This is a genomic window from Rossellomorea yichunensis, from assembly GCF_032337515.1.
In the GTDB taxonomy this organism is placed as follows: Bacteria; Bacillota; Bacilli; order Bacillales; family Bacillaceae_B; genus Rossellomorea; species Rossellomorea yichunensis.
Window position 1 is genome coordinate 400,849 of sequence record NZ_JAVYAD010000004.1, and the last position, 12,504, is coordinate 413,352.

The window sequence follows — 12,504 nt, forward strand, 5'->3', positions numbered from 1 at the left end:
CCTTTGTGTCTTTTCTATTTATTATAACATTCAGAATTACGTCTTAACTGTTTTTCCCAATAATTCCTGTTAGAGCTAATATACAAAATCACTGTGATCCCAAGCATGATCATCGAACCCGCAATCACAACAAAACGGATCGACACCAACTCGGCTCCCACTCCAATAAGCACCGTCGAAAGGATGACCAATACCCCTTCCAGCAATCCATAAATACTGGCTACCCGTCCCATGATCTCGGCGGGAATATGTTCTTGATAAAAGGTTTCAAACCCTGTCGTCGCAAAGGCCAACGCGAAGGATAAAACAGCGAACCCGATCGCCGCTAATAAGAAACCTTCCGAGAAAGAATAAATCAGATATCCTCCGGAAACGAGCAGAGAACCAAATCCCATAAGATGCATGTGATGGAGTTTATGGGAAAGGGACGCGTTCAGGATCGACCCCAGTACAAATCCTCCCCCTGCAATGCTTACAAGATATCCATACGTACTGTTCGAAAGGTGCAATACCTCTTTAGAAAATGCGGCCTCAAGGGAATCGAGCGCTGCCGTCATTACAATCAGGATGCTGAACAAGACGTAAAGGACCATCACATAAGTAGCGCGCCGGCTGAATCTCCACACCAACCGCCAATCCTCTTTGATGACTTCCCATTTGGTATCACCTGTATCAACAGGGATCCCATCCTCTAGCTTCGGTAGAAAGAGGGTGATCACTCCTGATAAAAAGAGGGCCAGTGCATTCATATAAAGGGCAAACGTCGGTGTCCCCATCATGAACATCAGTCAGGCAATTCCCGGTCCAATGAGAAACGCACCCGATCCGATCAGCCCCCGGAGAGCATTGAAGCGCTGTCTGTTGCCCCGTGGGATGAAGGTCGTGATGTACGCCATGGACGCCGGATAAAACATGGCACTTCCCATATTGATGATCAACACAACCGCATACACCCACCAACTCGACGAAAGAAAAGGCAGTACCGCAATCAACACCCCTCTGAAAAAATCAAGCCCTGCCATCAGATTCCGCTTGTTGACCCGGTCAATCAAACTTCCCGCCCAGCCATTTGTCAAAAGGGCCGCCACAGGCTTCAATACATATAAAATCACCACTGCCAGAGGTGATCCCCACTCGTCTAAAACAATCAAATTTAGGGCGATTAAATAAATCCACCCTCCTACATTTGAAATCCCGATGCCTGCCAGCAGCAATAAAGGATACTTCCACTTCCTCATTGGTTATTCCTCCCCGCGATATGTTTTGTGAAACAAAAAAATCCCACCCCCAAGACGTTGATCTTGGGGGCGAGATTATTTATCGCGGTGCCACCCCAGTTCGTTAATATGTCGCCATACTAACCTTTTCGGGTACGGCCAAGCGGCTTATACCCTAGCCCTATAACGGGAGCTCCCGTCACACCATCCCCATTGCCCGGTTCCGATGCGCTGCTCAGAGTCTTGATTCAATACCGTCCCTCTTGCTCCTTTTCAGCTTCCGGAGCTCTCTGTAAAGATTTCAGATATCTACTCTTCTCTTCTTGGCATTTAATTGAAATTTTTATTATGATAGCATGATTGGGAGAGGAAGTAAATGGAATATTTACATCTTCAATCTTTCCTTTAACATTTCTTCGTACCCAGGTTTTTGTTTGATGATGGTGATGATGAGTTGGCGTAACTCGTCGAATTCCCTTCTGTCAGCCGTCGTCGCACACTCTGAATGATAGTATTCATATACATCTTCATTCACTCTTATCTTCATCATGTAACCCTCAAGAGATAGAATGGTGCAATCTTTACGGTAAGACAACTGTTTGTTCCCTTTCAGATTCAGGCCCTCTATCTTTGTGTAAACTTCACTCATTTCGTCTTTAGAGAAGGTTAGAGCTTTTTCCTCACCATCTTGATTTGTAATCGTTTCCGTAAACGTACTTATGGTCATCCCCCCATCAAAGCGGATTTCCACATCAAAGTTCGATTTATTCGTGAAGAAACCACTCAGCTTCTCGCTACCCAGGATTCCCCATTGCTCCCCCTTCAATACGGCAAACGCAAATACAACGATGAGAACAATGGCAAAACTGGTCAATGGCGCATACCACCTGCGCCGATATTCTTTTTCCGGCTTCCCCTCAGCTACTCTTTTCCTTACATGATCCTTCATTTGATTATTAAAATCGAATCCTAGTAATCCTTCATCCGTCATTTTTCTAACCTGTCGCTGAAGCTCTCTATCCATCGTGATGCACCCCTTTTGGATACATTTTTTGCAGTTTCTCTTTCCCTGTTTTCAAACGGGTTTTAGCCGTATTGATGTTGATCTCCAAGCACTCGGCAATTTCCGTGATTTTCAGTTCATCATAATAATACAGAAATAGAACCTCCCTGTATTTGATTGGCAAAGATAATAACCTGGAATGCAGCTCCCTGCCCGTTTCCCTATGTATCGTTTGAGATTCCGGCCATCGACTCCTGCTCTCCTGAATCCACTCACTCAACTTATTTGTAAAAAGCAGCTTCCTCGTTTCCCACTTCTTGAGATAATCCTTACTCTGATTGATGGCTATCCGGATGATCCACGTCTTCAACGAGGAGTCTCCCCGAAACGAATCGTACCGCTGATAAAACCGGACAAACACCTCTTGAGCGATATCTTCAGCAAGACTGTAATCCTTCACATAAGAATAAGCGATATATAGCACCTCTTTGCCGTATTCATTCATCACTTCTTCCAGAATTCCCTCCTTCGACAGAGTGAAATCGTGTACCTGTTCTTCATTCAAGGAGAGATCACCTCTTTTCTACTACTTTGACGACTATGGAGAGGAAAAAGTTTGGTTTTTTTAGTGGGATTGGATATTTGAAAGGAGTTGTGGCGGGAGGAAGGGGTGTACTTTGGATTTATCGACCTTTATTTCGATTTACCGACCGTTATATCATTTTATCAACCGTTATCTCGATTTATCGACCTTATTTTCACGATATCGACCGTTCTTCATATAGCGACAAATTTCGCACGCCCAATCGGGACCAGATCTCTACACTGAAAAAGTTATCTGCCACTTCTGTGATATATCTGCCGTTCTCACGATTTATGTGGAATTTTTTATATGCATTTTTTTCCAGGTTATCTGCCGAATTCCTGATGTATCTGCCATTTTACAAACTTCGTCAAGTTTCGCGCTGTACCGACCGCTGTACCCGAGCCCAACCGTACAGCCTCACCAGAAACGCCATCCAAAACAAAAAAAGAGCACTCCCCAATTCCCGAGCGCTCTCCCCCATTAGCTTCCCATCTTACGACGAGTATTGCTAGGCTTCTTCGTTTGTTGGCTTTGCATGCGTTGATTCGATGCTAAACCGCCTGTTGCTTGCTTGCCGCCTGCCTGGGCTTCTTTTTTCTTTGCCAGCTGCTGCTTCATTGCTTCCTGCAGGCTGATTTTTTTCTTTTCTGGCTGTATTTGCTGATCATTATTATTCGACATAATGGAATCTCCTTTTGAGACTACTAAATTTTTGAAACTACCTCTATTATAATACATCCTCCACCAGAAAACATCTCGAGTTCCAAATAAAAAAGCCAACCCGTAAAGGATTGGCTTTCATTTTCTAGTGGTATCCATTCTGCCCGTTAGCAGAACCGGATGTTTTCTGTTTCGGTTTGTGCTTGCCGTTTTGCTTTGTACCGCCGTCTTTTTTCGTTTTCTTTGTCATGCTGAATCACTCCTAATAATTAGTCGGCATCTAGAAAACTTGTGGTTTTTGAACCATTCTTATTTTGTGCAAAAAAAGAAAAGAGTCTCCCGGTAATTACCGGAAAACTCCCTAACACATTAGGCTGCTGATTGAGGAACGTCTTCGTCGACTTGAATGACGGATCCATCGTTTAAGCGCTTTCTCAATGTGTAAATAAATGCTAATATTGCGGCGATGGTTACGACTGTCGCTCCCATATACGCTGTGCTCATTGATAATCCGAAACCGATCGGAGCACTCAGGATATACGTGAATGTCACCATCGTCATGAAGATCGCTGGAATCGTTGCGACCCAGTGAGGTTTCTTTTGCAACGCCAGATACATGGCACCTACCCAAAGAGCGATCATCGCAGTCGATTGGTTCGCCCAGGAGAAGTATCTCCATAATAGGTTAAAGTCGATTCGTGTCAACACGACTGAGATCACGAACAATGGAATCGCAATCCAAAGCCTGCTCGACATTTTCACTTGTCCTACTTTGATATAGTCGGCAATGATCATTCGCGCACTTCGGAATGATGTATCACCAGACGTGATCGGAAGAATGATCACTCCAAGGATGGCAAGTGTTCCACCGATTGATCCAAGCATAAGGATCGATACTTCACTTACAACCGCCGCAGGTCCGCCTTCTTTCAAGATGGCATTCAATTCACCCGGCTGGAATAAGCTCATGGCAGCTGCTGCCCAGATCATCGCAATGATCGCTTCTAAAATCATCATTCCGTAGAAAATTTTGCGTCCGTTCTTTTCATTTTGAGTCGTTCTTGAAATGATTGGTGATTGTGTAGCATGGAACCCTGAAAGTGCCCCACAAGAAATCGTCAAGAATAATAATGGGAAAATCGCTACTGATTCAGGATGCATATTAGTCAAGCTGATCTCAGGAATATCCGCCCCTGTAATCACTAATCCCGCACCGATCCCAACTGCACTCACTACAAGGAGTGCTCCGAAAAGTGGATATACTTTACCGATGATTTTATCAATAGGTAATAAGGTTGCGACAATATAATAAATAAAGATTGCGGCGATAATGACACCTAATGAAATCCAGGCTGGGGTCAGATTCGCGATTAATGCTGCAGGTGCTGTAACGAAAACCGTTCCCACCAGCACGAGTAATAGAATCGAGAATGCGTTCACCACATGCTTCATCGTTTTACCAAGGAAGCGTCCTGCAAGCTCCGGTAAATGAGCTCCACCGTTACGGATTGAAATCATCCCCGTTAAGTAATCATGAACCGCTCCGGCAAAAATCGCACCAAGTACGATCCAAAGGAACGCGACAGGTCCATAAAGTGCTCCCATGATTGGACCGAAAATGGGTCCTACACCTGCAATGTTCAACAGCTGAATCATGGAGTTTTTACCCGTCTTCATTGGAACATAATCCACTCCATCCGCTTTCGCATAAGCAGGAGTCGAACGACTTTCATTGATTCCAAAGATCTTTTCAATTAATTTTCCATATGTGAAATAACCGATAATTAATACAACAATCGAGACCAGAAATGTGACCATGCTTATGATCCCCTTTCGTTCATTTATGAATACGCTTTCATTATAGCAATCATATTCACAGTTTCGTCACATTCTGTTCAAGATGTCGGAAATCGGGGTTAAGATGTTCTGAGCGGGGGTTCATGTGCAGAGAAAGAAGAGATGGTGCATGTTACAGATGAGCAGTTTGGTGCGCGGCTCCGAATGCTCGATTTGTACCAGGCACCCAAAACCAAAATTGTACCTGGTACAATAATCGGTTTATGTACCAGGTACATATCCAAATACCTACAACTCCAACCGCTCCCTCAATTCCTTAACATAATTCCTGCTCACCGGAATCGCCTCATCCGCTCCATGAACCTTCAACTGAAACACGCCGCTTCCCCATGGGATGAGCTCCTCTACGAAGGGCAGCTGAACGAGGTAGCTTTTATGGACGCGGAAAAATGGATATGTACTGAGCTTCGATTCCAATTCCTTGATCGGCAAGCGGCAAGTATACTTCTTCTTCTCCGTACATATAAAGGTTTCCCGCTCTTCACGGAATATATATAGAATGTCTTTAGGGCTGATGAATACAATTTTGTCTTCATCCTGAACCGCAAGTTTCCCCATCGACGGACTCTCGCTCTGCTCTTTCACTCCCACTTTCAAAAGATTCTTCAACCGCTCCATCGTTTGCCCAAGCTGATCTTCTTCAAATGGTTTCAATAAGTAGTCAACGGCTTCTACCCGGAACGCTTTAAGGGCATAATCCGGATAGGCAGTGGCAAAGACGATTTCCGGTTTGTGCTTCATTTTTTGCAGGGCTTCCGCTAAGTCTACTCCGCTCATGCCAGGCATTTCAATATCAAGAAATAAGACATCGGGTTCTTTTGTTAAGATGATTTCCAATCCCTTTTCAGCAGAACTTGCTTCCCCGACTACCTCCACCCATGAATATCCGCTTAAGAGATGCTTCATTTCCTCCCGGCTATAGGGCTCATCATCAATAATGGCAACTTTCATCCTTTCTCACTCCTTACCGTAAATTCAATGGTGGTCCCGTTTCCTATTGATGAAGTGATCGATAGACCTGATTCTTTCCCCATCATCATTTCCAATCGTGTGTTCACGTTATAGAGGCCGATTCCTGTTCCGGACTGTGATTCCACCGGCTCAAGCAAAAGCTTTTCCACTCTCTCTTCATCGATTCCGGCACCGTTATCCTCCACACGGACAGTCACCTCATCACCATTCGAATCAATCGAGATCTTTAACACAAATCCTTCTTCTACATTCTTCATCCCGTGCTTAATCGCATTTTCAACAAGAGGCTGAAGGGTAATCGAAGGGACCTTTGCCTGCAGGGCACCTTCGTCAATCTCATACACCACTTCCAGCCGGTCAAAGAATCGTGCTTCTTCAATGGCGAGATAAGCCTTTACATGCTGTCCTTCTTCTTTAAGGGTCGAGGTGGATTTCGTGCTTCCTGTCAGATTCTGACGCACAAATTGAGATAGTGAAATCAGCAGGGTCCTCGCCTTATCGGGATTGATCCTCGTCAACGACACGATGACATTGATGGTATTGAACAAGAAATGTGGATTGATCTGTGCCTGCAGTGCCTTTACTTCTGACTCTTTCGCAAGCTCTTTATGGGTATCGATTTCAGCCAGTTCCAGCTGGTGACTAAGCAGGGTCGCGATCCCCTTCGTTAATTCCATCAAGATCGGCGAGATTTCTTTTTCCGAATGAAAATAGAATTTAAGCGTTCCGACAATTTCATCCCCTTTTAAAAGAGGGGCCATGATCGCGGCTCCCAATGGGCATCCATTCCGGTCACATTGAATATCCTCTCTTCCCACCTTCATGAGCTCTCCCGTTTCGATGACCCGTTTCGTCGCTTCGGTTTGAATCGGGCGCCCTTGTTGATGGTGATCCGAGGCCAGACCGACATGAGCGAGGATGTGGGAAGTGTTCGTGATGGAAACTGCCAGAGCGTTCACATCTCTCATCAGGATTTCACATGTTGCCTGTGCAGAGGCGGCATTCAATCCTTTTCGCATATATTTCACCGTGCTATCAGCCAATCGCAGTGCTTTCTGGGATTGAGCCGCTCCCATTCGCTCTTCTTCATAAAAAACACTTTTAATGATCAACAGGAAAATTCCGGCTCCGACTCCGTTTGCAAGGATCATGGGCCATCCGATATCGGAAACGAGTAAATAAGCATCATCAAATGGCTTCGATAATAGAAGGATGAGAAGCATCTGCATCCCTTCTGCGACAAAACCAACCAAAAAAGCTTTTTGAGGGGAAACAAGCCTGTTCTTCTTTTCCCGCTTTCCGATCCATCCTGCCAGTAAACCAGCTAACACCGTCGAAATACCGCAGGAGAATGCCGTGAATCCTCCAAGAAAATACCGGTGGACCCCGGCGACCAATCCAGCTCCTAGTCCGATCCATGGACCACCCAGTAACCCGGCGACCACGACTCCGATCACCCTGGAGTTGGCAATCGCTTCATTCTGTTGAAGATGCCACTGCCATTTTGTATATTCTTCTTGAAATGGATTCACAATCAATCCCGTATATGTACCAACGATCCCAAAGAAACCAAACAGCAGGATAAGGAGCAGAGTCTGGGTTTTCTTTACATGGGTCCGCTTCTCGATTAAATGACGGAAGAAGCTGATCCTCGTCATCACAAAGGCAATGGTCACAATGATACCAAGCCTCTCCACCATTGCAGCTATCAACATAGGCTCCACCTCGCTTTCTGTTTCACATCAAAAAAGAAGACCCCCTTAAACACGAATGTTTAATAGAATCTTCCCCTACTTGAACCTGTACTATGTCCGGGGAGTGATTTCCCCTATTTTAACACGAATCTTTATCTTTAATCGTGACCAATGCATTGATTTCCCCGCCGATCATGATGATGATTCCCGTTAAGTAGAACCAGATCATGAGGACGATGATCCCTCCGATGCTGCCGTATGTGGCTGAATAATTCCCAAAGCTTCCGACGTAATAAGAAAAGGCCAAGGATGCGAGTACCCAGCCAAGCGTCGCAAAGATTGCCCCCGGGAACGCACTTAAGCATTTGATCCGTTTACTTGGAGCAAAGAAATACAACCCAACGAAAATAATAAACAGGATAATGGGACTGATCGCCCAGCGAATCCCGTTCCATACCGTTAAAAATTGCTCTGAAAATCCGAATTGAGAAAATAATAATAGACCGATCTGTTTCCCGAACACCGGAAGTAAAAGAGCTATGACAAATACGAGAATCATGGCTAGTGTCAATAGAATAGACATGAGACGGGTCGCAATGAATGATCTTGTTTCCTCTACATCATAGGCACGATTTAAACTTTTCACGATGGCATTCATCCCATTGGATGCCGACCATATCGTGGCGATGATACTGACAGACAGTAAACCGGAATTCCGGTTCGACATGATGTCCTGTAGCGTTTCCTCGATCATGGACATCGTTTCCCCTGGTGCAAAATCCCTGACCAGACCCAGTATGTCCCCCTGCTCGACAGGAAGGTATGGTAAGAGTGTTACGATAAAAATCAGCAGTGGAAAGAGCGATAAAAGAAAGTAATAGGCAATTTGTGCGGCCAGGCCCGTTACATCATTCGCACTAATGTTTGAGAAAAGACTTTTAGAAAATCCTTTCCATCCTCCTTTGACCGTCTCATCCGACATGTTCTCACCTCGTTTCGTTAATACCCCTTAAATGAAGATGCAATAGGTTGGCTCTCTTCATCCTGAGTTGTTAGTTCATTTGATGTTTCCCTATCTGAAAACGTATCTTTATAAGCTTCTGAAGAGTCTTCGAAGGTTTCCTTCGTTTCCTCGATTATTTCTTTCACCTGTGGAGTCATCCCTTTGATTTCATCTACCTTTTCACTGATGAATTGAATATCCCTGCTGACCTGATCAGCTGTCGTACGTAATTTCTCATACACTTCCTTCGATGACTCGACCAGTCTTTGAGGATTTTTTGAGTATGTTGAAATATAATTCCCACTGTTCTTTAAAGATGTACCCATTTCCTGACGGGTCGTTCTATCCAAGAGGGAAAGCAGCCCTCCTGCCACGGCACCTAACAAAACCCCTTTGAAAAATTTATTGCTTCCCATATGTATTACCCTCCTTCAAATGATTGTCTTTTTTTATTTTTTCTAATAATAGGCTGCAGCCGGACTCCACTAGATCATACACTTCTTGAAAATTCCCCGTGAAGTACGGATCGGGAACATCTTTCTCCCGGCTTTCTTCCACCAGGTCCAGGAGCTTGAACACCTTTCCGTGATGATCACTATCAAGAATCTTCTTCATGTTTTGTTCATTCGAAGCGTCCATTGCCACGATGTAATCATATTTCTTATCTTCACCTTTTAATTGTCGCGCGAGCAAGCCATCACTCTTTATATTATTTTCTCTAAGAATGGCTAAAGTTCCTTCATGAGGTTTCTTCCCGACATGCCAATCCCCTGTGCCTGCAGAGTCAACCTCAATCACGCCATCCAGATTCTCTTCTTTAACCTTTGCACTGAATATCGCCTCCGCCATAGGGGACCGGCAAATATTTCCCAAACATACAAACAACACAGATACCATGAACGCGCCTCTCCTAACGTTTTAACTTACCTACTCATTTCCCATTCCTTAATAGTGTAAAACATTCTCCGAAAAAAATCCTTCTCAAGTGGAAGTTATGTTGACAGGTTGGAGGAATCATGGAAAGATAAATATAATGAATGCACGTCAGAAAGGACGATACCAGATGGATTTATCACAAAATACCACGGAAAATATCGAGTTCATGGTCACTGCCATTAAAGAAAAATTAAAAATAGTCAATGCCGGTGCCGTAAAGCCAGAAGATTTCAATGAAGAAATGTATGAAGATCTTCACGACCTTTATGTAATGGTCGATCGCAAGGACAGATTCAGCCCGAGTGAAATGACTGCGATCATTGAAGAAATGGGTAACCTGCGTAAATAATCTTCAACCACAATATGTAAAAGGGGACATTCCCTCAAAGGTACAAAATACCTTGGGGAATGTCCCCTTTCATTTAGTTGTCCTATTTCGAAAGAAGCGCCAGTGATTCACGGTTGAATGCCGGAAGATCATCCGGTGTCCTGCTTGTCACAAGCTGGTTCCCGCATACGACGACTTCTTTATCCTCGTACGTCACACCTGCATATTCCATATCTACTTTAATGGACTTGAAGCCTGTCGCTTTTCGTCCTTCCAGTGCTTTTGCCGTAATTAATAATTGTGGACCGTGGCAAATCGCGAATACCGGTTTCTTCTCATCCATGAAATGCTTCGTGAATTTAACGAAACGGTCATCTGCACGCAGCTGATCCGGAGAGAATCCGCCTGGTAATAATAGGGCATCAAAGTCTGCAGGATTGACGTCATCAATGCTTTCATCGATTTTCACCTTTGCATCTCCCTGCTTCCCTGTGACTGATTTTCCTTTTTCTTTTTCAATCGTCACAACTTCATGTCCTGCTTCTTTAAACGCTTTTTCAGGATCTGTAAATTCTACGTCTTCAAACATGTCTGTAATTAACGTTGCTATTTTAGCCATAAAATGAAACACTCCTAGTTATCGTTTGTTTTTATATCACACATGTACTTTACCCTTTGTGCATACATTCAAACACGACTCCCTTATTTATCCATCGTGAATTGAGAAAAGATCGTGTTCCTCTGCACTTCATATACCTCTTTACCAACGATGTCATTGATGATTTGAATATTCCTGTCCACAGCCAATCCTAAGTTCGTTGCCCCTGCACCATGAGAATGCTCAAGGCTCGTCACCGTATAGAAATGATGCCCACGGCCTCTGTTCTCTTTGAATTCCAGCTTATAATTCCGGGAGACTTTATACTTCTCCTCATCTTCCCAGACAATTTTGTCCTCGAACTCCTCAAAAAACCATTCGGGAATATTCGGCTTATAACCCGTCGCCAATATCACTTTATCCGTCTGATATGAAAAATCACGCCCTTCCTGCCATTGACGGCAATTCAGGACGTACTGATCCTCCTCTTTCCGGATCTTACTCACTTCCGTTAAAGGCTGAATCGTAATGTCCGGTGAGCTATCACTGACCGAATGATTATAAAGGATGTTGTAAATATTATTGAGGGTATCCGGATCGATCCCATTTCTGAGCTGATCCAACGTTTCTAATGCCTCCACACGCTTCTCATACGTCAGCCCATGAAAATAATCCACATAGTCAGGGGCAAAGAATTCCTGTCCCAGCTTCGACGACTCGAGCTGCAAAATCCCTTCGGAACGGGTAAGCCATGTCAGCTGATAGGAATGATCCTTCTGTTCTTTTAAAAGGTCAAAGAACACCTCGGCAGCACTTTGCCCGGACCCGACAATCGTAATCGATGACCCTTCCATCGTCGTGTTTTTATGAAACAGATACTTACTCGTATGATGGACGTCCACATCCGGCAGACCATCCATTCCGTCTAAAATCAACGGCTTGCTTCCCGTACCCATCACCACATGCTTCGCATAATAAATCTCACGCTCGTCGGTCAAGCGGTTATCGATCACAACCTTATAGTAGTCGCCCTCATCCGTGACCCCGATCACCTCACTATGAAATTGACAGCAGCTAAGCTGACTCACCACCCAGCGGGCATAATCATTGTACTCCTGCCTCGGCATTTCAAACTTTTGAAAAAAGAAAAATTTATATAAACGATTATGCGTATGTAAGTAATTCAAATAACTGTACCGGCTTTGTGGATTCGCAAACGTCACCAAATCCGCAATAAATGGAACCTGCAGATCCGTCAGATTAATCAACATCCCCGGATGCCACTGAAACTCCGGAGTCTGATCGAAAAACTTCACCTTCAAATCCGTCTTCTCCTCCATCAACGCCGCCAAACTTAAATTGTACGGCCCAATACCGATACCGATACAATCATATACATCCTGTCTACTCAATTGGCTCTCCTCCACATCTGTAATCATCTTTTCTATTTTTACCCTAAAACGATGGGGGATTACCCTTTTTAGTGAAAATAATTGTGACGGATGTGTGCGGTGGGTGAATATTTTGACTGTTGAATTGCGCTTGATATTTAACAGTTGATTTTCAAACGGAATTTGACTGTTAAAATAAACCTGAGATTCAGCTGCTGAACTATTTTGCTTAAGACTTGCACCCTCAACGGTGTTTTTT

General features: G+C 44.2%; 12 protein-coding genes, 1 pseudogene and 1 other annotated feature. Of the genes and pseudogenes, 1 reads left to right on the forward strand and 12 read right to left on the reverse strand.

Annotated features, from left to right (window positions below; all coding sequences use genetic code 11):
* Positions 1-14: 14 nt before the first annotated feature.
* The 10 genes and pseudogenes from RSX31_RS13005 to RSX31_RS13050 form a co-directional block, all read right to left on the reverse strand.
* Positions 15-1,238 (reverse strand): annotated as a pseudogene (locus RSX31_RS13005) (MFS transporter).
* A gap of 62 nt (positions 1,239-1,300) precedes the next feature.
* Positions 1,301-1,551, reverse strand: a binding site (T-box leader).
* A gap of 51 nt (positions 1,552-1,602) precedes the next feature.
* On the reverse strand, positions 1,603-2,241 hold the full coding sequence (locus RSX31_RS13010; RefSeq protein WP_315634839.1) for a hypothetical protein: 639 nt from the start codon (positions 2,239-2,241) through the stop codon (positions 1,603-1,605).
* The gene (locus RSX31_RS13015) at positions 2,234-2,785 is read right to left on the reverse strand and encodes a sigma-70 family RNA polymerase sigma factor (RefSeq protein WP_148994960.1); all 552 of its coding nucleotides are present in this window, start codon (positions 2,783-2,785) and stop codon (positions 2,234-2,236) included. The genes RSX31_RS13010 and RSX31_RS13015 overlap by 8 nt, the downstream gene beginning before the upstream one ends.
* A gap of 501 nt (positions 2,786-3,286) precedes the next feature.
* Entirely contained in the window at positions 3,287-3,487 is a 201-nt protein-coding gene (locus RSX31_RS13020) for a hypothetical protein (protein ID WP_113968695.1), read from the reverse strand.
* 348 nt (positions 3,488-3,835) lie between these two features.
* Entirely contained in the window at positions 3,836-5,284 is a 1,449-nt protein-coding gene (locus RSX31_RS13025; protein WP_148967406.1) for a carbon starvation CstA family protein, read from the reverse strand.
* A gap of 267 nt (positions 5,285-5,551) precedes the next feature.
* Complete coding sequence (locus RSX31_RS13030; RefSeq protein WP_148994962.1) at positions 5,552-6,274, reverse strand: LytR/AlgR family response regulator transcription factor; 723 nt, start codon at positions 6,272-6,274, stop codon at positions 5,552-5,554.
* On the reverse strand, positions 6,271-8,010 hold the full coding sequence (locus RSX31_RS13035; RefSeq protein WP_315634840.1) for a sensor histidine kinase: 1,740 nt from the start codon (positions 8,008-8,010) through the stop codon (positions 6,271-6,273). The genes RSX31_RS13030 and RSX31_RS13035 overlap by 4 nt, the downstream gene beginning before the upstream one ends.
* Positions 8,011-8,128: 118 nt before the next feature.
* A complete protein-coding gene (locus RSX31_RS13040) occupies positions 8,129-8,971 on the reverse strand; it encodes a YihY/virulence factor BrkB family protein (RefSeq protein ID WP_148967403.1) in 843 nt (280 codons plus the stop codon).
* 17 nt (positions 8,972-8,988) lie between these two features.
* Positions 8,989-9,408 (reverse strand): hypothetical protein, encoded by a 420-nt coding sequence (locus RSX31_RS13045; RefSeq protein ID WP_148967402.1) that lies wholly within the window; start codon positions 9,406-9,408, stop codon positions 8,989-8,991.
* On the reverse strand, positions 9,395-9,889 hold the full coding sequence (locus RSX31_RS13050; RefSeq protein ID WP_315634841.1) for a low molecular weight protein-tyrosine-phosphatase: 495 nt from the start codon (positions 9,887-9,889) through the stop codon (positions 9,395-9,397). The genes RSX31_RS13045 and RSX31_RS13050 overlap by 14 nt, the downstream gene beginning before the upstream one ends.
* Positions 9,890-10,055: 166 nt before the next feature.
* Here RSX31_RS13050 and RSX31_RS13055 point away from each other — a divergent pair, with 166 nt between their 5' ends.
* The gene (locus RSX31_RS13055; protein ID WP_044338940.1) at positions 10,056-10,277 is read left to right on the forward strand and encodes a DUF1128 domain-containing protein; all 222 of its coding nucleotides are present in this window, start codon (positions 10,056-10,058) and stop codon (positions 10,275-10,277) included.
* An 82-nt stretch (positions 10,278-10,359) separates the two neighbouring features.
* Here the strand turns inward: RSX31_RS13055 and RSX31_RS13060 are convergent, their stop codons facing one another.
* Positions 10,360-10,875 (reverse strand): type 1 glutamine amidotransferase domain-containing protein, encoded by a 516-nt coding sequence (locus RSX31_RS13060; RefSeq protein WP_148994965.1) that lies wholly within the window; start codon positions 10,873-10,875, stop codon positions 10,360-10,362.
* A gap of 83 nt (positions 10,876-10,958) precedes the next feature.
* Positions 10,959-12,266 carry a lysine N(6)-hydroxylase/L-ornithine N(5)-oxygenase family protein gene (locus tag RSX31_RS13065; RefSeq protein ID WP_315634842.1) on the reverse strand — a complete coding sequence of 436 codons (1,308 nt, stop codon included), beginning with the start codon at positions 12,264-12,266 and terminating at the stop codon, positions 10,959-10,961.
* Between the last annotated feature and the right edge of the window lie 238 nt (positions 12,267-12,504).

What these genes read in the sequence shown, in the direction of transcription:
- RSX31_RS13010 (WP_315634839.1), bottom strand. Translation starts at nt 2,241, where the DNA reads ATGGATAGAGAGCTTCAGCGACAGGTTAGAAAAATGACGGATGAAGGA.
- RSX31_RS13020 (WP_113968695.1), bottom strand. Translation starts at nt 3,487, where the DNA reads ATGTCGAATAATAATGATCAGCAAATACAGCCAGAAAAGAAAAAAATC.
- RSX31_RS13025 (WP_148967406.1), bottom strand. Translation starts at nt 5,284, where the DNA reads ATGGTCACATTTCTGGTCTCGATTGTTGTATTAATTATCGGTTATTTC.
- RSX31_RS13030 (WP_148994962.1), bottom strand. Translation starts at nt 6,274, where the DNA reads ATGAAAGTTGCCATTATTGATGATGAGCCCTATAGCCGGGAGGAAATG.
- RSX31_RS13035 (WP_315634840.1), bottom strand. Translation starts at nt 8,010, where the DNA reads ATGTTGATAGCTGCAATGGTGGAGAGGCTTGGTATCATTGTGACCATT.
- RSX31_RS13040 (WP_148967403.1), bottom strand. Translation starts at nt 8,971, where the DNA reads ATGTCGGATGAGACGGTCAAAGGAGGATGGAAAGGATTTTCTAAAAGT.
- RSX31_RS13045 (WP_148967402.1), bottom strand. Translation starts at nt 9,408, where the DNA reads ATGGGAAGCAATAAATTTTTCAAAGGGGTTTTGTTAGGTGCCGTGGCA.
- RSX31_RS13050 (WP_315634841.1), bottom strand. Translation starts at nt 9,889, where the DNA reads ATGGTATCTGTGTTGTTTGTATGTTTGGGAAATATTTGCCGGTCCCCT.
- RSX31_RS13055 (WP_044338940.1), top strand. Translation starts at nt 10,056, where the DNA reads ATGGATTTATCACAAAATACCACGGAAAATATCGAGTTCATGGTCACT.
- RSX31_RS13060 (WP_148994965.1), bottom strand. Translation starts at nt 10,875, where the DNA reads ATGGCTAAAATAGCAACGTTAATTACAGACATGTTTGAAGACGTAGAA.